The following is a 24,356-nucleotide window of genomic DNA, read 5'->3' as shown; positions in this document are numbered from 1 at the left end:
CACTTTCAGACGGCCTGATACAAATAGGCCGTCTGAAACTTTTCGGAACATTTGAAGCATAAGCATTTTCAGACGGCTTGTTTTAAAAACGCCATCTGAGAAATACAGGAAAATCATTATGTTGAACAAAGTATTAATCGCCAACCGCGGTGAAATCGCCTTGCGCGTGCTGCGTGCCTGCCGTGAAATGGGCATCGCCACCGTTGCCGTGCATTCCGAAGCCGACAAAGACAGCCTGCACGTTAAATTGGCCGACGAATCAGTGTGCATCGGTCCTGCCAACTCTGCTCAAAGCTACCTGAATATCCCTGCCCTGATTGCCGCTGCCGAAGTGACCGGCGCCGACGGCATTCACCCGGGCTACGGCTTTTTGGCGGAAAATGCCAATTTTGCCGAGCAAGTCGAGCAATCCGGCTTCACCTTTATCGGCCCCAAAGCCGACACCATCCGCCTGATGGGCGACAAAGTATCTGCCAAACACGCCATGATTGAAGCCGGCGTGCCTTGCGTACCGGGTTCAGACGGCGCTTTGCCTGACGATGACGAAGAAATCCTCAAAATCGCCGATCAGGTCGGTTTTCCGGTAATCATCAAAGCATCGGGCGGCGGCGGCGGTCGCGGTATGCGTGTGGTCGAGAAAAAAGAAGACCTAATTCGCTCGGTGGAAATGACAAAAACCGAAGCCGGTGCCGCATTCGGCAATCCGATGGTGTATATGGAACGCTACCTGCAACGTCCGCGCCACGTGGAAATCCAAGTATTGGCCGACGAACACGGCAATGCGATTTATTTGGCCGAGCGCGATTGTTCTTTGCAACGCCGCCACCAAAAAGTCATCGAAGAAGCGCCTGCACCGGGTATCACGCCGGAAGAGCGCGCCAAAATCGGCCAAGCTTGTGCCGATGCCTGCAAACGCATTGGTTATCGCGGCGCGGGTACGTTTGAATTCTTGTATGAAGACGGCGAATTCTTCTTTATTGAGATGAACACCCGCGTTCAGGTTGAGCACCCTGTCACCGAGCTGATTACCGGCGTGGACATCGTGCAAGAGCAAATCCGCATTGCCAGCGGCCTGCCGTTGCAATATACTCAAGATGACATTCAAATCGAAGGGCATGCCTTTGAGTGCCGTATCAATGCCGAAGACCCTTATAATTTCATTCCAAGCCCGGGCTTGATTGAAAGCTGCCACTTACCGGGCGGCTTGGGCATCCGCGTCGACAGCCACATCTACCAAGGCTACCTCATCCCGCCGTTTTACGACAGCTTGATCGGTAAAATCTGCGTGGTCGGCAAAGACCGCGCGCAAGCCATGGCGAAAATGCGCGTGGCACTGGCTGAATTGGCGGTGACCGGCATCAAAACCAACACCCCACTGCACCGTGATTTGTTCAAAGACGAAGGCTTTGCCCAAGGCGGCGTGAGCATCCACTATTTAGAAAAATGGTTGGAGCAACGCAAAGCCGAATTGGCTGATAAATAAGCGGATCATCATCAAGGCCGTCTGAAACGAAGGGAAGCTGCCCTATCTTTCAGACGGCCTTTTTCAATCCACGCGCATCCGTTACAATAAACCTATTTCATTCATTGCCGTCTGAAAATGTTTCTACCGTTTCAGACGGCCTATATTCTGATAGAGACCAATTATGCCATACCAACAAATTACCCTTGCCGTGAAAGACACCGTTGCCGAGCCATTGGCCGATGCGTTGATGGAGCACGGTGCGCTTTCCGCAGCGATTGAAGATGCCTACGCCGGCACCGAAAACGAACAGGCCATTTTCGGCGAACCAGGCATGCCGACCGAGCAAATCTGGCAGCAAAGCAAAGTGATTGCCCTGTTTGGCGAAAGCGACGATGCGGCTGCGGTGATTCAAAACGCCGCACAAGCCTGTGGTTTGACCGACTTACACTACACCACTGAAATCTTGGAAGACCAAGACTGGGTGCGCTTAACCCAAGCCCAGTTCGACCCGATTCAGATCTCAGACCGCCTGTGGATTACCCCTTCTTGGCACAACGCGCCCGATGAAAACGCTGTCAACTTGCAACTCGATCCGGGCTTGGCCTTCGGCACCGGCAGCCACCCGACTACCCGCCTGTGTCTGCAATGGCTGGATGCACAATTAAAAGGCGGCGAAAGTGTGTTGGACTACGGTTGTGGCTCAGGTATTTTGGCGATTGCCGCCTTGAAGCTGGGTGCCGGCTCGGCAGTCGGCGTGGATATTGACGAACAAGCCATCCGCGCCAGCAAGGCCAATGCCGACCAAAACAATGTGCACGCGCAATTCTATCTGCCCGATGCCGTGCCTGAAGGCCAGTTTGACGTGGTAGTAGCCAATATTCTGGCAAATCCTTTGCGTATGCTTGGCGAAATGCTGGCCGGACGCACCAAGTCGGGCGGGCGCATTATTTTGTCGGGCTTGTTAGACGAGCAAGTAGAAGAATTAAGCGAAATCTACGGCCAATGGTTCGACATCGAACCTGCCGAAATTGATGAAGGCTGGGCGCGCTTAAGCGGCGTGAAGCGTTAATCTTTATCGTTACCGAATCAATCAATTTTAAAGATATTAGGCCGTTTGAAGGGTTGGTTACCGTTCAGACAGGCTTTAATGATTCAGTCCATTCACTTGTTTTAAATACCCAAGTTTTCCGATTAACCCCGCATATTATTTACGGCTTACCTTTTCGGTATTTCGGCCGGCTACACGTAAATTGTCGCGCACACCTTTATGCATGGTTTCCGGCAGGCAGCGCATGAGCAGATGGCGGTTTTCCATGTCATCACCGAAGCTTGTGCGCTGGTTGTGTACCATAGGCAGGTTATCGATTTACACTTCAATCATGCTATAATCATTCCCAAGGAAACTGGAAAAGCGATGAATCTCCCTATCGCAGCCTGCCCGAAAGGGTGTGCGAGAGCGTGTGCAGGTGTGGGGAGCCCTGCCTGGTTTCCTTTTATTTATTCTTCATCCGTCTGACTGATCCCAAATAAAGTTCATCATATGGCCGTTTTTATCAGCAGCCACCGTCTTAAGGTTTCACCCATGCCGAGCTGAGCGCCCAATCCAGCGGGCTGTAATATTTCGGTAGCGTGCTCGGAATGCCCAAATTATCGCGGTAAACCACGCGGTATCGGTCGCTGAACCAATTGGGCACGACAATATATTGATGGCGCAACACTCTATCTAAAGCGCGGGCAGAGACAGTCAATTCTTCACGGTTGCTGAAATTTTCAAAGCGTTTCAGCAACACATCCACCGCCGGATCACACACGCCCGCCCAATTGCGGCTGCCTTCGGTTTTCGCCGCTTCGCAACTGAAATAATTAAACTGCTCATTACCCGGGCTTTCGCTATTGGCATACACCACAATCGTCATGTCGTAGTCAAACGCGTTCATGCGCTTTTGAAACACCGCCGGATCGGCGATGCGTATGTTCATGCCCACGCCGATTTTGGCCAAATCGCGCTGCCATTTGGCGGTCACGCGCTCATAGGTTTTGCTTGGGCTTAAAAATTCAAACACCAGCGGCCTGCCCTGTTTGTCCACCAGCTTGCCGTTTTGGTAACGGTAGCCCGCTTGCAGCAATAATGCGCGCGCTTTCAAAAGCTGCGGGCGCACGCCGATTTGCGGATTCCCTACCGGCGGCTGCGGCACGTTTTGCGTAAACACCGCCTGCGGCAACTGCGTTTTCACCGTGTTCAGCAACGCCAATTCCGCGCCGCTGGGTTTGCCCGTTGCCGCCATTGCGCTGTTGGTAAAAAAACTGTTGCTGCGCCGATATGCGCCGTAAAACAGTTTGGTATTGGTGTTTTCAAAGTCAAAACTCTCCACCATCGCTTGGCGCACCAAAACATTGTCAAACGGTTTGCGGCGCTGATTCATCACAAAGCCCTGCATACCGGCGGTGTTGCCGTGCTGCCATTCGTGTTTGCTCAATCCGCGTTTTTTCAGCATGTCGTCGGGGTAGGCGCGCGCCCAGTTGCGGGCGACGTTTTCCTGCACAAAATCATAGCGGCCACCTTTGATGCCTTCAATGCGCACGCTGTCGTCTTTAAAATATCGGAAACGCACGGTGTCGAAGTTATAGCGCCCTTTACGCACCGGTAAATCTTGCGCCCAGTAATTTTTGTCGCGGCGGTATTCGCTCAGACGGCCACTGTCGGCGCGGGCGAAGCGGTAAGGGCCCGAACCGATGGGCATGGTATTGGCCGCAGCCGCCAACCCTTGCGGATAGCTTTTGTGTGAAAACACCGGTAATTCGCCCAAAATCATGTGCAATTCGGCGTTTTTCTTCTTGAAGCGGAACACCACCGTGCGCGCTTCCGGTGTTTCCACTTTGGCGACATCGCTCCAGTAAAATTTATACATCGGTGCGGCGGCTTTGTCTTGTGTTAAAGTGCGAAACGAAGCGGCCACGTCTTTGGCCAATACCGGCTCGCCGTTGTGAAAACGCGCTTTCGGGTTGAGCTTAAATGTGACCGACAGGCCGTCTGAAGCCAAGCTGACGTCTTCTGCCAACAAGCCGTACATGGCAAACGGCTCATCCAAGCTTTTCTCCATCAGCGTATCCAGCGTCAACGTGGCTACGCCCGCTTCATGGTCGCCCTTGAGCGTAAACGGATTGAGCGTGTCAAACCCGCCCTGCACCGGCAGCGTAAACGTGCCGCCTTTGGGCGCATTCGGATTCACATAATCAAAGGCTTTGAAATGCGGCGGATACTTCGGCGGCTGCCCCAAGCCCAAACCGTGTGCGGCAAAGGCTGAAGATGTGGCGAACAAAAGGGAAACAAAAGCGGTGATTTTCATGGCTGATTTAGATTTAGGTATCAGGCCGTCTGAAAAGCAAAATTGTTTTCAGACGGCCTGAATATTATATATCGTCAAAAATTTTCTTTAAGGCCGCAACAGATTTATCCTGATTATCCGTGTGCACACGGAATTCGGCCAAGGTCATGTTCATGGTTTCCACGCAAGGCTGCATGATTTTATCGACGGCGGCGTTGACCTTGTCTTTTTTCACATACGACGGGCTGTACACAAAAATCTTAAACAGTTCGGCCAAATCGATTTTATCCGCGCTGGTTTTTAACACCCAGCCCTGTTTGCCCGAATACACATAACCATGGCGTGCCAGTTTTTCCAACAGCTCGCCCAGTTCGTCGTAGCCCATATTGATGTGGGCGCGCAATTCCTGCACCAGCATGGCTTTGCCTTCCTGCTGCGCTGCATCGAGCAACAACAGAATTTTCAACACATCATCAAAGCGGCCGGAAGAATCGAAATTGCGACGGAAAGCATTATCGCGCCAATACGACAGCGAAGACGTCAACACAGCACCGGCCAACACCATCGACCACAGCAGATTTAACCACACCAAGAAAAACGGAATCGCGGCAAATGCACCATAAATCGATTTATAGCCGTCGAAATTGCTCACGTACCACGCAAAAATATAGCGCGCAATCTGCAAAGCAAACGCCGTCACCACCGCGCCGATTAAAGCATGTTTGGCCGGCACAAAACGGTGCGGCACAAAGCGATAAAGCGCCCACAGCAAGACTGTGCTGAAAAACAAAGACATCAAAAACCTAACCGCTTCGGCTAACACCGGCGAAATGTATTCCAAGCCCAAGCCGTTTACCGCGCCAACAATCAGCGACAAGCTCACTCCCAGCGACAAGGGGCCAAACGTCAGCAATGCCCAATACACCAAAAATTGGCGCACCAACGGTCGCTGCGTGTGCACATTCCAAATACGGTTAAACGCACTGTCGATGGTTTGCACCAACATCAGCGAGGTCACAAACAACATCACGCTACCAATGGCGGTCAATTTGCTGGCTTTGTCTTTGAATTGATTCAAATATTCAAACACCACATCCGCGCCCTGCGGCACAATCATGCGGTTGATGAATTCGACAAACGACGTCGTCCATTGATCAAACACCGGAAAAGCCGACACCACCACCAACATCACCGTCAACACCGGCACCAATGCCAGCAGCGTGGTAAAGGTCAGGCTCGATGCCACTTGCGGCACGCGTTCATTATTAAAGCGGTCGAACACAAACTTCAAAAATCCGACCACTTTATTTTCCAACAAGCCTTGCCACCATTTTAAAAACGGCATACTCTTTTCCTTAATGTATTGTATGATGATGATTTTTCAGACGGCCTTCCCTTTAGGCCGTCTGAAAAGCAGTTTGATTAAGCCATTGTAACGGAATCACGCCATGAACCCAACTTCCCTTAACATTTTAGTTTTGTTCTACAGCCAAAACGGCAGCACGCTCAATCTCGCCCGCCAAATCGCCCGTGGCATCGAAAGCGTGGCCGGTTGCGAAGCCGTGTTGCGCACCGTGCCGAAAGTTTCCACCGTGTGCGAAGCGGTAGAAAGCGACATCCCCGACAGCGGCGCCCCTTACGCCACCGCCGACGATTTGAAAAACTGCGCCGGCTTGGCATTGGGTAGCCCGACCCGTTTCGGCAACATGGCCGCCGCCATGAAATACTTTATCGACGGCACGATTCCGCAATGGCTGGGCGCAGAATTATCCGGCAAACCGGCCACCGTGTTCACCAGCAGCAGTTCTTTACATGGCGGTCAAGAATCCACCTTGCTGACCATGATGCTGCCACTGCTGCATCACGGCATGGTCATCAGCGGCATTCCGTTTAGCGAAAGCACCCTCAGCCACACCCAAAGCGGCGGCACGCCTTACGGTGCATCACATGTGGCCGGACACGACGGCAGCGTGGCATTAAGCGCCGATGAAAACGAATTGGCTTTTGCCCAAGGCAAGCGTTTGGCCGAATTGGCATTGAAATTGGCGTAAATCGGTTGACCGCTCACGCAACAATCTTCATGCTTCTGTAATCCGTCCCCTCTCCCTAAGCAAGGGAGAGGGCTAGGGAGAGGGTTTGAGCCACAACACCTTCCCCATACAAAACACAACATCAAGGCCGTCTGAACACCATCACCCAAGCTATCTTTTTCAGACGGCCTCACACCTAATCAAATAGAAAGGAAAATCATGACTTTATCCAGCAAACCCGTCATCGAAACCGCCTTGGCGCACCGCTCTATCCGCAAGTTCACCGATGAGCCGATCAGCAGCGAACAACTCACCGCCATTTTAAATGCCGGTCGCGCTGGTTCAACTTCCAACTTTTTCCAAAGCACCCACATTATCCGCGTGACCGATCCCGAAGTACGCACCCAAATCCGCGACATCGGCCGCGCTTTGAGCAGCATCGACACCTGCGCCGAACTGCTGATTTACTGTTTCAACTTCGCCAAACACCAATCTTTCGCCCCAGAATCGCAACTGGATTGGACGGAAATGGTGTTAATCGGCGCCGTCGATTGCGGCATCATCGCGCAAAACGTGATCCTGGCGGCCGAATCGCTGGGCTTGGGCGGCGTATATCTCGGCTACGTCCGCAACGACATCAACCGCACCGCCGAAATCTTAAAGCTGCCGAAACACGTTGTGCCGATGTTTGGCATGGCGCTCGGCCATCCGGCACAAGACCCAATGCTGCGCCCGCGTTTGCCGCTGGAAGCCATGGTTTCCGAAAACCATTACCAGCCGATTGACGAACAAGTGCTGGCCGATTACCGCGCCCTTACCCGCGCTTATTACCAAGAACGCAGCAAAATGGACACCGATTGGGTCGAACAAATGACTGAATCGCTCAAAGGCGAAATCCGCCCTGAAATTCTGCCGTTTTTACACAAACAAGGTTTTGCGCAAAAATAAGCGCTGAATCCATACAAAGGCCGTCTGAAACATTTCAGACGGCTTTTTGATTTTCGCCATTAACAATTCTTTACGATATTTTTAAACTAAGTAAATCGGCAAGCACAAATTTGATGTTAAACTCAATGAAAACAAGCGGTTTGGTATCAGAATAATCGAAAAAAGAATGACTATCTTTTCATCTTTTACAGCCGCATCCACTCCACCAAACACAAAGCACAGCCATGGAAAACCAACGTCTCTCAACCCTATTAAAACTCATCGCCCAACCCGAGCGCATGAGCATTCTGTTTCTCTTGCTCGAAGGCGATCGCAACGTCAATGAACTCTGCGCCGCCACCGGCCAACACGCCACCACTGTGTCCAACCACTTAGCCAAATTACGCAGCGAAGGTTTGGTCGAATTCACCCGCTATCACCGCGTGCTCGAATACCGCCTGATTTCCGATGAAGCCGCCATGATTTTGCACACGCTGAAAAGCTTAAAACAGGCCGGCCAACAAGCCGCTTGAGTTTAAATCCCACCAAAATCAATGCTAAAATAGCGCGGTTGATCAGCCAACCGCGCTGTTTTTTCGGCCGACACTTTCAGACGGCCTGTTCTCCCACATACGGAATCCCCATGAAAATCACCACTTGGAACGTCAATTCCCTCACCGTGCGCCTGCCGCAAGTGCAAAACTGGCTGGCCGAACACCAACCCGATGTCTTGGTCTTGCAAGAACTCAAACTCGACCAAGACAAATACCCTGCCGCCGCGCTGCAAATGATGGGCTGGCACACTGTTTGGAGCGGCCAAAAAACCTACAACGGCGTGGCGATTATCAGCCGCACCGAGCCGCAAGATGTGCACACCGGCTTGCCCAACCTACCCGACGACCCGCAACGCCGCGTGATTGCCGCCACCATCAACGGCGTGCGCGTGATTAATGTTTACTGCGTTAACGGCGAAGCGCTCGACAGCCCGAAATTTGAATATAAAGAACAATGGTTTGCCGCGCTTACCGAATTTGTGCGTGACGAACTGACCCGCCATGAAAAATTGGTTTTGCTCGGTGATTTCAACATCGCTCCGGCCGATGCCGACTGCTACGACCCGGAAAAATGGCATGAAAAAATCCATTGTTCCAGCATTGAGCGCCAATGGTTTAAAAACCTGCTCGACTTAGGCCTTACCGACAGCCTGCGCCAAATCCACCCCGAAGGCGCGTTTTACACTTGGTTCGACTACCGCGGCGCCATGTTCCAACGCGGTTTGGGCTTGCGCATCGACCACCTGCTGATTTCCCCGGCCTTGTCTGCGGTATTAAAAGATGTGAACGTTGATTTGGTTGCACGCAGCCAAGAGCGTCCGAGCGACCATGCGCCGGTGACGGCTGTGTTTGATTTATAAATGATTGATGATTAACATAAAAGGCCGTCTGAAAATGGTTGAACTGCACCCCAAAAGTTGGACACTTCCCCCCAACTTAAAAAGGTGCAGTTTTCTTATGTCCAAATATACACTAGACTTCAAATACCGAGCCGTACTCCATTACCATCAAGTGCACAGCCAACAGCGTACCGCAGACCATTTCAACGTCTCACGCACCCACCTGCGCCGTTGGATTGCCGCCTACCGTCAAGGCGGTATAGCCGCACTTCAGCACCCACAGGCTACGCTTATGAAGACTACGCAGACCAAACGCAACAATCCCTTTATCGTCGACAAACCCGACCATGAAAAAACTCAGGCAGAGCTGATTGAAGAGTTACGCTACATGAGGGCGGAGATCGACTACCTAAAGCACATGAAAGCCCTCAACGAAAAGAACGCCACCAAAGTTGCGAAACCGTTCAAACGCTGAGGGCGAAGCACCTGCTGAAATACTTGTTGCACAGTGCCGGCATACCCAAAAGCAGTTTCTACTACCACATCGGTAAATCCGATCCCGATATGGAAGCCAAAGCGGCGGTGAGTGAAGTTTATCACCAACACAAAGGTCGCTACGGCCAACGGCGGATTGGAGCTGTATTATCGTGGAATAAAAAGAAAGTGCAGCGTATTATGGGATTATTGGGTTTGAAAGCCAAAGTGCGCAACAAAAAATCCTATCGTCCGCAAGTTATAGGAGAGACGTCGAAAAACATCCTTAAGCGTGCATTCACTGCTGATAAAGCGGGAGATAAATGGTTGACCGATGTGACCGAGTTTAAATGCACCGACGGCAAACTGTACTTATCGCCGATATTGGATGTATTCAATCGTGAGATTGTGGCTTATGAGCTCAGTAGAAAGCCGGACAGCAAGATGGTCATGCAGATGCTGGATAAGGCATTCGGCCGTCTGAAAGGGCAGACCCCGCTGCTGCATTCTGACCAAGGTGTGCTTTACCGAACTCAGGCTTATCGGGAAAAGCTGGCGGAGAAAGGCATTGTGCAGAGCATGTCGCGCAAAGGGAATTGCTGGGACAATGCACCGATGGAGAGTTTCTTCGGGACATTAAAAGTGGAAAGCTTCTATCAGGAAGGTGTGTTATCGGTGGCAGAGTTGACCAAAGTGATAGATGATTACATACGTTACTACAATTATGAACGTATTAGTTTGAATTTAAAAAAGCTGAGTCCTGTGGCTTACAGGACCCAGCTTGAACAGGCTGTTTGAGAAAGATTTTTAATTTGTCCAAGAATTGGGGGACAGTTCAGGTTTTTCAGACGGCCTTTTATTTAAATCAGCCTCAAACAAACTGCTATTATTGTAAAAATTTATAAATATAATAGCCAATTTCTTTCAATGTGAACTCTTCCCACTTTTTATAATCCTTTGAAAAACATATTCAAATACTGATCTCTTTTTTGATTCAATATTAACAAACATCTAATTCCCAAAAATCAGCTTGATTTAAGTCAGAACATATTGTGCTTTTTATACATAGAATCTGCCTTGCCATACCAGATATTGATTTCCAACCGATATTAAGATAGTAAATAACAAGGAGCATAATATGCAGAAAATTCCGGAGCTGGTCTGCCCGGCTGGTAATTTACCTGCTTTGAAAACAGCAATTGATAATGGTGCAGACACCGTTTATATGGGACTCAAAGATGCTACGAATGCCCGAAATTTTCCAGGCTTAAATTTTGATATGAAATCGGCAATGCAAGGGGTTTCCTATGCTCATGAGCGAGGGCGGCAGGTGTTAATGGCCATCAATACCTTTGCCCAAGCCGGACAATCCGAACAGTGGCAAAAAGCTATTGATACTGCAGTGCAACTGGGCGCTGATGCCGTGATTGTCGCCGATCCAGCACTGATGGCTTATGCCACCGACAAATATCCTGATTTACGGCTGCATATGTCTGTGCAGGGTTCCGCAACCAATTACGAAGCCATCAACCTGATGAAAGATTTGTTTAACATCCGCCGAGTCGTCTTGCCTCGTGTATTGACAATTGATCAGGTAAAGCATGTTATCGAACATACAGATGCCGAAATCGAAGTATTTGGCTTTGGCAGCCTGTGCGTGATGGTTGAGGGCCGCTGTATTTTATCCAGCTATGCTACCGGGGAATCACCCAATATGCAGGGAGTATGTTCTCCTGCAAAATCAGTTCGTTGGGAACAAAAACCAGACCGCATGGATGTACGCTTAAACCATGTCTTGATTGACCAATTTAATCCAAATGAGCCGGCCGGCTACCCGACTTTGTGCAAAGGCCGCTTTGAAGTCAATGATGAAACGTATTACGCATTAGAAGAGCCAACCAGTCTGAATGTACTGGAAATGCTGCCACAACTCATCGATATCGGCGTCAGCGCCATAAAAATTGAAGGCCGCCAACGCAGCCCGATGTACACCGCACAAGTGACAAAAGCCATGCGGCAAGCGTTAGATGCCGCAGCAGCCGATACGAAACATTTCCGTATCCAACCCGCTTGGAATAATGCTTTAGGCAAAGTTTCTGAAGGCAGCCAGACAACCTTAGGTGCATATAGCCGTCCGTGGAAATAGGATAAACCGCATGAACAAATTGAAATTATCATTAGGCCCTGTATTGTTTTTTTGGCAAAAAGAAACTTTACTGGAGTTTTATACAACTATGTTGGATGCCCCACTCGATACCATTTATCTTGGGGAAGTTGTGTGTTCACGCCGACAAAAAATGCGCTTTTCAGACTGGTTTGGCTTGGCAGAAGACTTGGCAGACAGCGGCAAAGAAATTATTTTGTCTTCACAGGTTTTACTAGAAAGTGAATCTGATTTGAAACGTTTGCGCAAAATTGCCGAGCAAGGAAAATTCAAAATTGAAGCCAACGATATGGGTGCTGTGAAATTGGCTCGCGAACACGACATACCGTTTGTCGCCGGTGCCAGCCTCAATATTTATAACGACTCTACCCTAGCATTATTTAAACATTTAGGCGCATATCGTTGGTTGGCTCCTGCCGAATTGAGCCGAGAAAAATTGGTTGCCATTACTGCTGCAACAGATGGTATCGAAACCGAAGTCTTTGCATGGGGGAAAATGCCATTAGCCTATTCATCCCGCTGTTTTACGGCCCGCCATTACAATTTGAATAAAGACAGCTGTGAATTCCGTTGTTTGGATTACGATCACGGTATGACCATGAATACGCGCGAAGGCCAACCTTTCTTAACCATCAACGGCATTCAAACCATGTCTTACGGCTGCCAAAACCTATTGCCGCATCATCAAGATATGGCAGACATCGGTGTAGATATGCTGCGTTTATCACCTCAAATGACCGGTATGGCAGAGATTGTGCAAATTCATCGTGACGTTACAGACGGCATATTGTCTTTAACCGATGCTTTACCCGAATTGAAACATTTATCAACCGGAACGTTGGTCGATGGATATTGGTTTGGCCAGCCTGGAATTGAGGCCGTTAAGGAGAAATATTATGGAGCTGCCTGAAATCATCCTGCCACAATGGCTGGGAAAGTTGGTCGGTAAATTACCCGCCAAACCGCCCCGTTTTATATTGGTCACCGCCTTAAACACCATGTTGGCTAAAGAGCTGCTGCCGGCCGATATGAGCCTTTTTGCCGGAAGGAAGTTTGAAATCGATGTGTTAGATGCTGGAGTTAAAATCCGGTTTAGCGCCAATGAAGAAAAATTTATTGCAAACGCTTTTGAAGGGACACCTGATTTACGTTTGGCTGCCAATGGTGTTGATTTTATGCGCATGATTATGCGGGAAGAAGATCCGGATACATTATTTTTTAAACGCAAATTACAGATTGAAGGCGATACAGAGCTGGGATTAATCACCAAAAACCTGCTTGACAGCGTTGACTGGCCGCTTAGTCATTGGTTTCTCAATCGTGATATGCCACAATAAAATCATCTCAATATGTGATTAGTAGTAAACTTTATCAGGCCGTCTGAAAATGATTTTTTTCAGACGGCCTACATACATCCATCAACGTACTTTTCACTGAATCAAAAATCCAAGCAGCTAACAGTACTTTAATCCGTCGCCACCACTTGCCCATCATCAAACATCAAAGTCCGTTCCGGCCAACGCAAGGCGGCCAAGCGGAATTGTTGCGGCGAATATTTTTCGGGGAACTTGCGCACACGCCAACTGGCGCCGATGGAAAAGTCCACGCAAAACACATTGTTTCTCGCGCCGTGCCAAGCCGTCGGTTGCGCCGGCAGCAATTTGCGCTCGGCAGTAACGGTGTTCGGATTCGGCTGCCAAATGCGCCAATAATGGCCGATGACCACCGGCACATCTTCCTGATAATCTTCCCACCACGGGCAGCGACTGGTACCGCGCCAACGCCCGCCGGCATAAAACAGTTCCGACACCAATTTTTCCACGCCGCTGGTTAAGGCGCGCAAAGGGTGCGCTTTGCCGCGGGCAAAATCATATTGTGCGGTAGCCGGCATCGGCGGCGGCGCTTGGTCGGGATTTTCCGCCAATTCGGCATAATGCTGCTGCTCGTAGCGGTAATCTTCATACCATGAGGCCGTCTGAAGCTGCTGTTTCAATTCTTGATCAAAACGGCGGTATTGCGTGACCAAATCTTCGCCACGCGCCTGTGCGTCGTCCAAACGTGGGAACATTTCCGGCAACCACGCAGCATGAATAATGCGGATATCGGCGCGTTCACAAATAATCGGCTGCTTGGCCAGCCATGCGGCGAACACTTCTTTTTCCGCTTCATTGGCACGCTGCCACGGCGCATAGTTGATTCCGTCTTTTTGTGCGCGTGAATCAAAAAGCCAGCCCGAGCCGTCTTTGCGGTCGTCCACCAAAATATTCAATTCGTGATTACCCAACGCCACATAGGCCAAGCCCTGCTCTTGCGCGCGTTTCACCCATTTCAACACAGCCGGACTGTCCGGTCCGCGGTCGCACAAATCGCCGACAAACACCAGCCTGCGCCCATCGGGATGGCGGCCGTCTGCATCGTAGCCTAAATGGCGCAACAGGTTTTGCAAGGCGGCAAATTCGCCGTGCACATCGCCGACAATATCCAGCGGCGTATCGGGTAGGGTTTGGCGGTATTGGTAGGTCATAAGGGCAACCTTTTATCAACAGTGTGTGACGATTGTAGCGCAGTTTGATGTCTGAATGATAAAAGGCCGTCTGAAACTGAAACATTCAGACGGCCTGTTTTACCCTATTGCGGCAATTTCAAAAAATGCTCGCGGTAATAACGCATTTCTTCGATGCTTTCCAAAATATCGTCCAAAGCCTGATGCGAACCACGTTTCACCACGCCTTTAGCCACAGCCGGATGCCAGCGTTTGGCCAGTTCTTTCAGAGTGGATACATCTAAATTACGGTAATGGAAATACGCTTCCAAGCGCGGCATGTATTTCACCATAAAACGGCGGTCTTGATGAATGGTGTTGCCGCACATCGGCGTGGCTTTTTCCGGAATCCATTCGGCCATAAAATCAAGTAATTTCTGCTCAACTTCCGCTTCGGTGTATCTTGACTCTCGCACCCGCTGGGTCAGACCTGTACGGCCATGGGTCGCCGTGTTCCATTCGTCCATCGCGTTCAAAACATCATCACTTTGATGCACAGCATACACTTCCGATTGCGCCAATACATTCAAATCTTGGTCGGTGATAATCATCGCCACTTCGATGATTTTGTCGGTTTCGGGATAGAGGCCGGTCATTTCCATGTCGAGCCAGCAGAGATTGTTTGTGTTTTGGGTCATTTCAGACGGCCTTTTGTATTGAATTGCCGTTATTATAAAAGATTTGATGTAGTTGTAGAAATAAAGACTATTTACAATACCTTCCTTACGGTATTATAAAAAGCAAATAATTGAGAAAAAACAATGTCAGAAAATAATCAAATTACTACCTTTTTAACTTGGTCCGGATGGATTATTGGCGTAGTTTCATTCATCTATGCAGTTTATACAAATATAGCTAATGGGAAAATGCAAAAAGAATTACTGAATAAACAGCAAGCCCAACCATTTGAATTAATAGGAATGTTAGGAGTTTCTGCTCAAGATAAAGTTATTACACCATACGACTTCCAAGAAAAAGTTTCATCTCCTTATCACATTACAAAATTAGATATCGACCATGATGGCAAAGAAGAATTACTAATTCAGTCTACAGATGGCTCTTACAGTTGTAAATTAGAAATATATCAATTTTCTAGAAATAATAATATGTCTTCCTTGGTGCTCTTAGACTCAGTTACAGTAAATACAATGTCTGGGTATATTTTTAATGATATAGATAATGATAGTTTCCTAGAAATCATTACTATAGATAATTCAAAAAAAGCTAATAAACCATATGTAATGGGATTTAGAGATGAAGTAATTTTTAAATTTAAAAATAAAAAAATTATTGAGATCTCTAGAATTGAACTTTACTCCCAAGAAGATCATGTTAATTTTTTAAAAAAATTTAATGATTTATAGAGCAGAAAGGCCGTCTGAAAACATATTACTTTCAGACGGCCTTTTACCTACTTACCATCAGAACAAGCCGTGAATCACGCCATTTTCGTCGACATCGATTTTCTCGGCAGCCGGCACTTTCGGCAAGCCCGGCATTTTCATCATGTTACCGCACAGGGCAACAATGAAGCCTGCACCGGCGGATACGGTAATGCCGCGCACGCTGACGGTGAAGCCTTCGGGTTTGCCGAGCAGTTTGGCGTTGTCGCTCAATGAATATTGGGTTTTCGCCATGCACACGGGCATTTTGTCCAAGCCGAGTTTTTCCAGTGAAGCGATTTCGGCGTTGGCTTCGGCGCTGAATTCCACATCGGCCGCGCCGTAGATTTTTTGCGCGATAGTGCGGATTTTGTCTTTAATCGGCAGGTCGGTTTCGTAGGCGAATTGGAAATTGTTCGGCTGGGTTTCGATGGCGTTAACCACTTTTTGCGCCAAGTCCGTGCCGCCCTCGCCACCTTTTGCCCATACTTCGGCCAGCGACACTTCCACGCCCTGCTTGGCGCATTCTTCTTGAATCAGCTTCAATTCGGCATCGGTGTCGGACACAAAGCGGTTGAGCGCCACCACCACCGGCAGGCCGAATACGTTTTTCAGGTTGCTGATGTGTTTCAATAAGTTTGGCAAACCTTTGGCCAACGCGTCTAAATTTTCTTCACCCAAGCTGGCGCGTTCCACACCGCCGTTGTATTTCAGCGCGCGCACGGTAGCTACCACCACAGCGGCATCAGGTTTCAATTCGGCCAAGCGACATTTGATGTCGCAGAATTTTTCCGCGCCCAAATCGGCACCGAAACCGGCTTCGGTCACGGCATAATCGCCCAAGTGTTTCGCCAAACGGGTCGCCAACACGGTGTTGCAGCCGTGGGCGATGTTGGCAAACGGACCACCGTGGACGAACGCTGGCGTACCGGCGATGGTTTGCACCAAATTCGGTTTAATCGCGTCTTTCAACAAAGCCGCCATTGCGCCGTGGGCTTTCAAATCTTTGGCGTAAACCGGGCTGCCGTCTTTGGCGTAAGCCACCAAAATATTGCCCAAGCGTGTTTTCAAATCGCTGATGTCTTTGGCCAAACAGAACACGGCCATTACTTCGGAAGCAACGGTAATATCAAAGCCGTCAGGGCGCATCACGCCGTCCACGCTTTTGCCCAAACCATCAATGATGTTGCGCAGTTGGCGGTCGTTCATGTCCACCACACGGCGCCACAGCACGCGTTTCGGGTCGATGTTCAGCTCGTTGCCTTGATAAATATGGTTGTCCAGCATAGCCGCCAGCAGATTGTTGGCCGCGCCGATGGCATGAAAATCACCGGTAAAGTGCAGATTGATGTCTTCCATCGGCAACACTTGCGAATAACCGCCACCGGCCGCACCGCCTTTTACGCCAAACACCGGACCTAAAGACGGCTCACGCAGCGCAATCACGGTCTGTTTGCCGATGTAGTTCAAGGCATCGGCCAAACCGATGGTTACTGTGGTTTTACCCTCGCCTGCTGGGGTTGGGTTGATGGCGGTCACCAAAATCAGACGGCCTTGTTTTTTCGGCAGCGCAAACGCTTCGTCAGGATTGATTTTGGCTTTGTAATGACCATATGGCTCCAGCTTTTCATGGGCAATGCCAAGCTTGGCCGCAATGTCGGCAATCGGCTGCATGGTTGCGGCTTGCGCGATTTCGGCATCGGTTTTGAAACTCATGTTTTCTCCTCCAAGTAGATGGAATTGGGTGTATCATGGCATTATAACGTTTTTGAGAATGAACCGCATTTTTTCAAATTGAGAGACTGTTTTTTGTTTTCAAACGGCCTAATACGGCTTATCAGGCCGTCTGAAAGCTTCTTGTTTTATTTCTATTTAAAATATTTAAAAAAAAAGGGATTTCACATGGGTGCTACTTGGTTTTATTGGGCATTGGCTTCAGCATTTTTCGCCGCACTTACCGCCATTTTTGCCAAAGCCGGTTTGCAGGGCATTGATTCGGATTTTGCCACCTTTATCCGCACACTGGTCATCATCGCCGCGCTGGCTTTGTTTCTCACCTACACCGGGAAATGGCAAGGCGTAGAAAGCTTTACCGGCCGCAACTGGACATTCCTGATTCTCTCCGGCCTCGCTACCGGTGCATCATGGCTGGCCTATTTCAAAGCGCTGCAAATGGGCAATGCATCGCAAGTCGCGCCCGTGGATAAATTCAGCTTGGTCTTGGTCGCGCTGATGGCGGTGGTGTTTTTGGATGAACGCCCGAACACACAGGAATGGATTGGCTTGGGTTTGGTGACGGCGGGTGTGTTGACTTTGGCGATTAAGCGTTGATATTTGATTTGCTGAGCAATAAAAATGAAAAATGCCGTCTGAAAAACTTTTGTTTTTCAGACGGCATTTTTTTCATGATTCAAACCTTAATTACTGGTTTCAACCGGATCGTTGGTAAAGCGTTTCAAACCGCCGCCCAATACTTTGTACAAATCGGCCAGATTTTCCAAGCGGGTCAGCTGGGTGGCCAATACTTGCGTGTCGGCACCGTAGCTGCTGCGCTCGGCATCCAGCAAATCTAAAGCATTGGATACGCCATGTTTGTAGCGCAGGTTCACCAAACGCAAATAGTCGCCGTATGAGCGGCTTTGCTTGATTAACGCGGTGTAGCGTTGGTCAAGCTGTTGGCGCGCTACCAAGGCGTTGGATACGTCTTGGAAGGCGGATTGCACGGCGTTTTCATACGCGGCCACTTGGGCTTGTTGGCGCAGTTTGGCTACATCCAGATTGGCTTTGTTGGTACCCCAGTTGAAAATCGGAATGCTGATCGACGGGCCGAACGACCACATGCGGTTCGGGCCTTTAAACAAGCCGTCCAATTCAGTAGAGCCAGTGCCCAAAGAACCGGTCAGGCTGATGCGTGGATAAAACGCTGCACGCGCCGCGCCAATATTGGCATTGGCTTGTTTCAACGCAAATTCTGCTGCACGCACATCAGGACGGTTCAGCAATACTTCTGAGCTCAAACCGGCCGGCAAGCGGTCGATTTTAAACTGGCGGCTCAATGACAAACCTTTCGGCAAATCTTCCGGCAAAGGCTGGTTAATCAGCAAAGCCAAAGCATTACGCGCTTGTTCGCGGGCTTGCACGGCAGAAGCGTAGTCGGCTTTGGCCGATTCAATCAAGGCTTCTTGTTGGCGCAAGTCCACAGCGGAAATCACACCGGCTCGATGGCGCAGTTTCGACAAATCGTAGGTTACTTCACGCGTTTTCAACACGCGTTGTGCCAACGCCATGGATTCTTCGGCGTAGCGTTCGTTGAAATAGGCTTTGGCAATGCTGGAAACCAAAGTCAAATGCGTGGCATCGCGGGTAGCGGCGCTGTTGAAGTAGCCTTGCAAAGCGGCTTCGCTGGTGCTACGTACACGGCCGAACAAGTCGATTTCGTAAGAAGCCACGCCCAAGCCCACGGTGTAGGCTTCGCGGACGAATGACGAACCGGTACCGCCCATGTCACGAGCAGTACGCGAACGGGTCGCGCTGCCGCTGCCATCAACATTTGGCAACAAATCATTGCGGGCAATCATATATTGTTTGCGGTAGATTTCTGCATTCAATACGGCTTGGCGCAAATCGGTGTTGCGTTCCAATGCGATTTCGATTAAACGGTGCAGGCGCGGATCAGCAAAATAATCCTGCCAACCCAATGAAGCGGCTTGAATACCCGGTTCGGCAGTATCGTGTTTAAAAGTGTCGGCAACGGCCACCGTCGGCTGCTCGTATTTTGGCATCAGCGAACAGGCTGACAGCAGCACCGCAGCAGCCACCGCGCTCAACACAGGTTTGATGGTTGTATTTTTCATAATAAATCCTTGAGGCCGTCTGAAAAATAAAGTCTTTTTCAGACGGCCTGTTAGCTTCGATTAGTGCTTATCAGCGTCAGATTGCGTGGTTTCATCGGTCAACATACCCGCAGCGGCGGCTTGTTGAACAGCAATTTCATGCTCGTGTGCGGTTTCTTTAAAGAACTTACGCACCACCAGATAGAACAGCGGCACCAAGAACACCGACAGAATCGTACCGATCAACATACCCCAGAATACCGTCGTACCGATGGCACGTTGGCTGGCCGAGCTGGCACCGCTGGCAATATACAGCGGAACCACACCCAGAATAAACGCAAACGAGGTCATCAAAATCGGACGGAAACGCAGACGGGCAGCTTCCAATGCTGCGTCCAACGCGCTCTTGCCTTGAGCTTGCAAGTCTTTGGCAAACTCAATAATCAAAATCGCATTTTTCGCACTCAAACCCATCACGGTCACGAACCCGACTTGGAAGTAAATGTCGTTCAGATAAGCCGGTGGCGCACCGAACAAACCTTCAAACAGATTACGGCCTGTCGCACCTACTGCAGCACCAACTAAGCCCAGTGGCATCACCAGAATTACGGCCAGCGGAATCGACCAGCTTTCATACAGCGCCGCTAACACCAAGAATACCGCTGCAATCGAGAATGCATACAGAATCAAGGTTTGCGAGCCGCCTTTGGCTTCCTCACGAGACTGACCACCCCACTCTAAGCTGTAGCCGCCTTCCATTTCGTCCACCATCTGCTGCACAGCAGCCATGGCTTCACCTGAAGAATAACCGCTTGCCGGTGTACCGGTCACTTCCATGGCCGGATAGCCGTTGAAGCGCACGCTTTGTTCCATACCGGTTTGCCAAGAAACAGTGGCAATGCTGGAAAGCGGAACTGCTACACCTGAACTGTTTACCACGGTCATGTTGAGAATATCGGCAGGTTGCATACGGGCGGAGGCATCGGCTTGCACCATCACGCGTTGCAGACGGCCTCTATTCGGGAAGTCGTTGACATAAGACGAACCCAAAGCATTGGACAACAGGCTTTGAATGCTGGCAAAGCTGATGCCTTGCGCTGCTGCTGCCTGACGGTTAATGTCGATTTTCAGCTGTGGCGCATCTTCCAAACCGTTTGCACGAACTGTGCTGGCATCAAAAATCGGACTTTGACGCATTTTTTGCAGCAATTCATTGCGTTTGGCCAATAATGTTTCATGGCCTGAGCTGTTGCGGTCTTGCAGGTAAATGGTCAAACCTGAACCGGTACCTAATTCCATGATGGCCGGCGGTACAATCGCCAAACCAAAACCGTCTTTAATTGTGCCCATCATTGCGCCGGTTAATTTACCGGCCACAGCTGCCGCACCACTGCCCGGATCGGTACGTTCCGCCCAATCATTCAGAATAATGAAGCCCATTGCCATGTTTTGGCCGGAACCTGAGAAGCTAAAGCCCGATACGGCAATCACATCACGCACTTCAGGCATAGATTTGGCCAATTGGTTGACATGCGCCAAAGTCGCATCGGTACGCTCTTTTGTTGCGCCGGCAGGCAATTGCACATTCAACATAATCGTGCCTTGGTCTTCAGACGGCAGGAACGAAGTTGGCAGGCGAACAAAGAAAAACACACCTACCGCAGCCAGCAAGACATAAATCACCATCATACGGCCTGCTTTATTCAATACCTTACCCACCACACCGGTATAACGGTGCGTACCGGCATCAAATTTGCGGTTAAACCAGCCGAAGAAACCTTTTTTCTCTTCGTGATGACCTTTCGGAATCGGTTTCAGCATGGTGGCGCATAAAGCCGGCGTCAGCGTCAGCGCCAAGAAGGCTGAGAACGCAATCGCCGAAGCCATGGTGATGGCAAACTGGCGGTAAATATTACCGGTGGCACCGCTGAACATTGCCAATGGCACAAACACCGAAATCAATACCGCGGTAATACCAATTACCGCACCGGTAATCTGACCCATCGCTTTTTTGGTGGCTTGTTTTGGTGGCAGACCTTCCGTCGCCATAATACGCTCGACGTTTTCCACCACCACAATCGCGTCATCGACCACAATACCGATTACCAATACCATCGCAAACATGGTCAATACGTTAATCGACATGCCCATGTAGGAAATAAAGGCAAACGCACCCAACAGCGAAATCGGCACCACAATAGTCGGAATCAGCGTATAGCGGATGTTTTGCAGGAACAAATACATCACCAAGAACACCAGCACAATCGCTTCCAGCAGAGTATGCACCACTTTTTCAATCGATAACTCAACGAACGTCGATGTATCGTAAGGGGCTTGCCATTTCATGCCCTCAGGAAAGAAGCGTTGTAATGTTTCCATGCGTGCTTTCACGGCAGTTGCCGTCGCCATGGCATTACCACTGTTTGACAGCATTACCGCCATACCTGTGGTTGGTTGACCATTCAAACGGGCTGAAGTCGAGTAATCTTGCATACCCAGGCTCACTTTAGCCACGTCTTTCAGGTACACGTTGGCACCGGTGGTATCGGAACGCAGAATAATATTGCCGAATTCTTCAGCCGTGCTCAATTGACCTTGGGCAGTCACGGTCGCCGCCATGGTTTGCCCCTGTGCAGCAGGCAGCGCACCAATCGAACCGGCAGAAATTTGAATATTCTGCGCCTGCAATGCGCTGGAAATATCGGCAAACGACAAGTTATAGTTTTGCAATTTGGCCGGATCCACCCAAATACGCATTGCACGTTGCGCACCGAACAAACGCACTTGGCCGACACCGTCGATACGTTGCAATTCAGGCACGATGTTGCGCTGCGCATAGTCGTTCATCTCTTCGACAGACTGCACTTCTGACGACAGCATCACCACCATCAGGAAGTTGGATTGCGCTTTCGATACCGTTACACCGTATTGTTGTACGGTTGAGGGCAGCGTAGACAAGACTTCCGACAATTTGTTTTGTACGTCTACCTGCGCCAAATCTTCATCGGTTTCCGGTGTAAAAGTCAGACTCACAGTACCTCTGCCGCTTGAGTCTGCAGAAGTCGTCATGTAATCCAATCCTTCGACGCCGTACATGTTACGTTCAATAACGGCCAACACACTATCTTCCATCACTTGTGCCGACGCACCCGGATAGGTGGCGGTCATCGTAATGGTCGGCGCGGCCACAGAAGGATATTGTGAAATCGGCAAGTTTTGGATGCCGAGAATACCCGCTGCGATGATAAAAATCGCAATTACCCATGCAAAAATGGGGCGGTCAATAAAAAACTTAGACATTTAGTGCATCCTTACTTCTTGGCTTCAGAAGCAGCAGCGGTTTCTTCCGCTTGCGCTGCCGGTGCGGGTGCAGAAGCGGCTTGTGGTGCTGAAGCCTCAGCTTGTGAAGCCTGTTGCGCTTGACCGGCTTCAGCTGGCGGCGTCCATTCTTTCGGTGTTACTTTTTTCGCTCCAGTCATACCGGCAATCATCGTGCCATCGACAATCACTTTGTCGCCTTCGTTCAAGCCTTCGGTAATAATCCAGTATGCGCCTTGCTGTTGCGCTACGGTCACTACACGTGGCTCCATACCGCCTTGTGCGTTGACAATCATCACGGTGTCTTTATCGCCACGGGTTACTGCTTGTTGCGGCACCACAAACGCATTGGCCACATCTGCCTGATTCATCAACACGCGCACATACAGCCCCGGCAGCAAGACATTGTCTTCATTCGGAATAGCCGCACGCAAAGTCACTTGACCGGTTGATTCGTTTACGGTCGGGTCGGCAAACAGCAAACGGCCGGTTTGGTTGTACATGCTGCCATTTTCAAATTTAATGCCAACTTGGATGCCGCCGTTGACGGTTTGCAATTTACCTTCGGCAATGTCTTGGCGCAGCTTCATGATGTCGGTAGCCGATTGGGTCACATTCACATACATCGGATTGGTTTGTTGAATAGTAGCCAATACAGTAGTATCGCCCGCATTCACCAACGTACCTTCAGAAACATTAGACTGACCGATAAAACCTGAAATCGGCGCAGTAATGCGGCTGCGGCGAACATTAATACCGGCTGATTTAATCGAAGCTTGCGCTGCCTTCACGTTGGCTTCGGCCGAACGCTTAGCCGTGATGGCTGCGTCGTATTCTTGACGACTGATGGCATCGGCTTCTACCAATGGTTTGTAGCGTGCCAAGTCAGCATTGGCTTTGGCCAAGGCCGCTTCTGCAGTCGCCAATTGCGCGCGTGCGCTTTCCAAGTTGGCTTCGTAAGTGGCGCTGTCGATTTGATACAACGGCTGACCGGCGCGGACATAACTACCCTCTTGGAACAAACGTTTCTCAATAATACCGCCTACCTGTGCGCGTACTTGCGCGGTACGGATGGATTCCAAGCGACCCGGCAATTCCGTGGTCAAAGAAACCGTTTGCGGATACACCGTTACCACGCCCACTTCAGGCGCACGGGCTTCTTGTTTAGCTTGGGCATTTTGACCGCCTTGTTTCTGCGCGTCATCGCCTTTTCCGCAGGCCGACAAAGCCAAGGCGGTTGCAGCGGCAATTGCTGCCACACGCAGCATTTGAGAAGCATGAAGATTCATTACTTTTCCTATCGTCTTGATTGTTTCTGTAAATTTATTACACACAGCGCATAAACACTAACTGCCTGCTTACACGTTTTAACCGGTAAGGCAGGCAAGAAAACATCAATATTTTGCTTAAAACATTGATTACATAAGCTGTGATGACAGGTGCCATTATACATACATTCTTGCATGTTATGGAATTATTTTTTATAATACACAAGATTTTTT

At 49.8% G+C, this 24,356-nt stretch carries 21 protein-coding genes; 13 read left to right on the top strand and 8 right to left on the bottom strand.

Annotated elements, in window-relative coordinates; all coding sequences use genetic code 11:
• The first annotated feature begins 118 nt into the window (after positions 1–118).
• Together accC and prmA are read left to right on the top strand one after the other, a co-directional pair.
• Complete coding sequence (gene accC / locus ACM67B_RS02390; RefSeq protein WP_416189998.1) at positions 119–1,483, top strand: acetyl-CoA carboxylase biotin carboxylase subunit; 1,365 nt, start codon at positions 119–121, stop codon at positions 1,481–1,483.
• A 163-nt stretch (positions 1,484–1,646) separates the two neighbouring features.
• Positions 1,647–2,534 carry a 50S ribosomal protein L11 methyltransferase gene (gene prmA / locus ACM67B_RS02385; RefSeq protein WP_416189997.1) on the top strand — a complete coding sequence of 296 codons (888 nt, stop codon included), beginning with the start codon at positions 1,647–1,649 and terminating at the stop codon, positions 2,532–2,534.
• 499 nt (positions 2,535–3,033) lie between these two features.
• Here the strand turns inward: prmA and ACM67B_RS02380 are convergent, their stop codons facing one another.
• Together ACM67B_RS02380 and ACM67B_RS02375 are read right to left on the bottom strand one after the other, a co-directional pair.
• Entirely contained in the window at positions 3,034–4,812 is a 1,779-nt protein-coding gene (locus ACM67B_RS02380; protein WP_416189996.1) for an extracellular solute-binding protein, read from the bottom strand.
• A gap of 64 nt (positions 4,813–4,876) precedes the next feature.
• A complete protein-coding gene (locus tag ACM67B_RS02375) occupies positions 4,877–6,136 on the bottom strand; it encodes a YihY family inner membrane protein (protein WP_416189995.1) in 1,260 nt (419 codons plus the stop codon).
• A gap of 103 nt (positions 6,137–6,239) precedes the next feature.
• Here ACM67B_RS02375 and wrbA point away from each other — a divergent pair, with 103 nt between their 5' ends.
• The 9 genes from wrbA to ubiT all read left to right on the top strand — a co-directional run bounded on the left by wrbA (position 6,240) and on the right by ubiT (position 13,116).
• Positions 6,240–6,842 carry an NAD(P)H:quinone oxidoreductase gene (wrbA, locus tag ACM67B_RS02370; RefSeq protein WP_416189994.1) on the top strand — a complete coding sequence of 201 codons (603 nt, stop codon included), beginning with the start codon at positions 6,240–6,242 and terminating at the stop codon, positions 6,840–6,842.
• Between the two features lie 198 nt (positions 6,843–7,040).
• On the top strand, positions 7,041–7,769 hold the full coding sequence (gene nfsA, locus ACM67B_RS02365) for an oxygen-insensitive NADPH nitroreductase (protein ID WP_416189993.1): 729 nt from the start codon (positions 7,041–7,043) through the stop codon (positions 7,767–7,769).
• Between the two features lie 224 nt (positions 7,770–7,993).
• Complete coding sequence (locus ACM67B_RS02360) at positions 7,994–8,281, top strand: ArsR/SmtB family transcription factor (protein ID WP_416189992.1); 288 nt, start codon at positions 7,994–7,996, stop codon at positions 8,279–8,281.
• Positions 8,282–8,391: 110 nt separating this feature from the next.
• Entirely contained in the window at positions 8,392–9,162 is a 771-nt protein-coding gene (gene xth, locus ACM67B_RS02355; RefSeq protein WP_416189991.1) for an exodeoxyribonuclease III, read from the top strand.
• Positions 9,163–9,259: 97 nt separating this feature from the next.
• Complete coding sequence (locus ACM67B_RS02350; RefSeq protein WP_416188879.1) at positions 9,260–9,616, top strand: helix-turn-helix domain-containing protein; 357 nt, start codon at positions 9,260–9,262, stop codon at positions 9,614–9,616.
• Between the two features lie 23 nt (positions 9,617–9,639).
• Positions 9,640–10,413 (top strand): IS3 family transposase, encoded by a 774-nt coding sequence (locus ACM67B_RS02345; RefSeq protein ID WP_416188878.1) that lies wholly within the window; start codon positions 9,640–9,642, stop codon positions 10,411–10,413.
• Between the two features lie 340 nt (positions 10,414–10,753).
• Positions 10,754–11,761: a ubiquinone anaerobic biosynthesis protein UbiU gene (ubiU, locus tag ACM67B_RS02340; protein WP_416189990.1), complete on the top strand. Its 1,008-nt coding sequence runs from the start codon at positions 10,754–10,756 to the stop codon at positions 11,759–11,761.
• 10 nt (positions 11,762–11,771) lie between these two features.
• Positions 11,772–12,689 carry a U32 family peptidase gene (locus ACM67B_RS02335; RefSeq protein ID WP_416189989.1) on the top strand — a complete coding sequence of 306 codons (918 nt, stop codon included), beginning with the start codon at positions 11,772–11,774 and terminating at the stop codon, positions 12,687–12,689.
• A complete protein-coding gene (ubiT, locus tag ACM67B_RS02330) occupies positions 12,676–13,116 on the top strand; it encodes a ubiquinone anaerobic biosynthesis accessory factor UbiT (RefSeq protein ID WP_416189988.1) in 441 nt (146 codons plus the stop codon). Before ACM67B_RS02335 ends, ubiT begins: the two co-directional genes overlap by 14 nt.
• A 128-nt stretch (positions 13,117–13,244) precedes the next feature.
• Here the strand turns inward: ubiT and ACM67B_RS02325 are convergent, their stop codons facing one another.
• Together ACM67B_RS02325 and orn are read right to left on the bottom strand one after the other, a co-directional pair.
• The gene (locus ACM67B_RS02325) at positions 13,245–14,303 is read right to left on the bottom strand and encodes a metallophosphoesterase (protein ID WP_416189987.1); all 1,059 of its coding nucleotides are present in this window, start codon (positions 14,301–14,303) and stop codon (positions 13,245–13,247) included.
• Between the two features lie 104 nt (positions 14,304–14,407).
• The gene (gene orn, locus ACM67B_RS02320; RefSeq protein ID WP_416189986.1) at positions 14,408–14,959 is read right to left on the bottom strand and encodes an oligoribonuclease; all 552 of its coding nucleotides are present in this window, start codon (positions 14,957–14,959) and stop codon (positions 14,408–14,410) included.
• A gap of 123 nt (positions 14,960–15,082) precedes the next feature.
• Between orn and ACM67B_RS02315 the strand changes: the two genes are divergently transcribed.
• Positions 15,083–15,685 carry a VCBS repeat-containing protein gene (locus tag ACM67B_RS02315; RefSeq protein ID WP_154143259.1) on the top strand — a complete coding sequence of 201 codons (603 nt, stop codon included), beginning with the start codon at positions 15,083–15,085 and terminating at the stop codon, positions 15,683–15,685.
• A gap of 57 nt (positions 15,686–15,742) precedes the next feature.
• Here ACM67B_RS02315 and ACM67B_RS02310 read toward each other — a convergent pair whose 3' ends face one another.
• Positions 15,743–17,419, bottom strand: a complete 1,677-nt coding sequence (locus tag ACM67B_RS02310) for a formate--tetrahydrofolate ligase (RefSeq protein WP_416189985.1) — start codon at positions 17,417–17,419, stop codon at positions 15,743–15,745.
• 186 nt (positions 17,420–17,605) lie between these two features.
• On the opposite strand from ACM67B_RS02310, the gene ACM67B_RS02305 reads away from it, so the two are divergent.
• A complete protein-coding gene (locus ACM67B_RS02305) occupies positions 17,606–18,034 on the top strand; it encodes an EamA family transporter (RefSeq protein WP_416189984.1) in 429 nt (142 codons plus the stop codon).
• A gap of 86 nt (positions 18,035–18,120) precedes the next feature.
• Here the strand turns inward: ACM67B_RS02305 and ACM67B_RS02300 are convergent, their stop codons facing one another.
• Genes ACM67B_RS02300 through ACM67B_RS02290 form a run of 3 tightly spaced genes read right to left on the bottom strand, consistent with a single transcriptional unit; the run spans position 18,121 to position 24,143 of the window.
• Positions 18,121–19,557: an efflux transporter outer membrane subunit gene (locus tag ACM67B_RS02300; RefSeq protein ID WP_416189983.1), complete on the bottom strand. Its 1,437-nt coding sequence runs from the start codon at positions 19,555–19,557 to the stop codon at positions 18,121–18,123.
• A gap of 60 nt (positions 19,558–19,617) precedes the next feature.
• Positions 19,618–22,836 carry an efflux RND transporter permease subunit gene (locus ACM67B_RS02295; protein WP_416189982.1) on the bottom strand — a complete coding sequence of 1,073 codons (3,219 nt, stop codon included), beginning with the start codon at positions 22,834–22,836 and terminating at the stop codon, positions 19,618–19,620.
• Between the two features lie 11 nt (positions 22,837–22,847).
• Positions 22,848–24,143 (bottom strand): efflux RND transporter periplasmic adaptor subunit, encoded by a 1,296-nt coding sequence (locus ACM67B_RS02290; RefSeq protein ID WP_416189981.1) that lies wholly within the window; start codon positions 24,141–24,143, stop codon positions 22,848–22,850.
• Positions 24,144–24,356 lie beyond the last annotated feature (213 nt).

Source organism: Neisseria sp. CCUG17229, from assembly GCF_047839235.1.
Classification (GTDB): Bacteria; Pseudomonadota; Gammaproteobacteria; order Burkholderiales; family Neisseriaceae; genus Neisseria; species Neisseria brasiliensis.
Note: the sequence above shows the minus strand (reverse complement) of the source record. Positions and strands in the feature narration are given on the sequence as shown.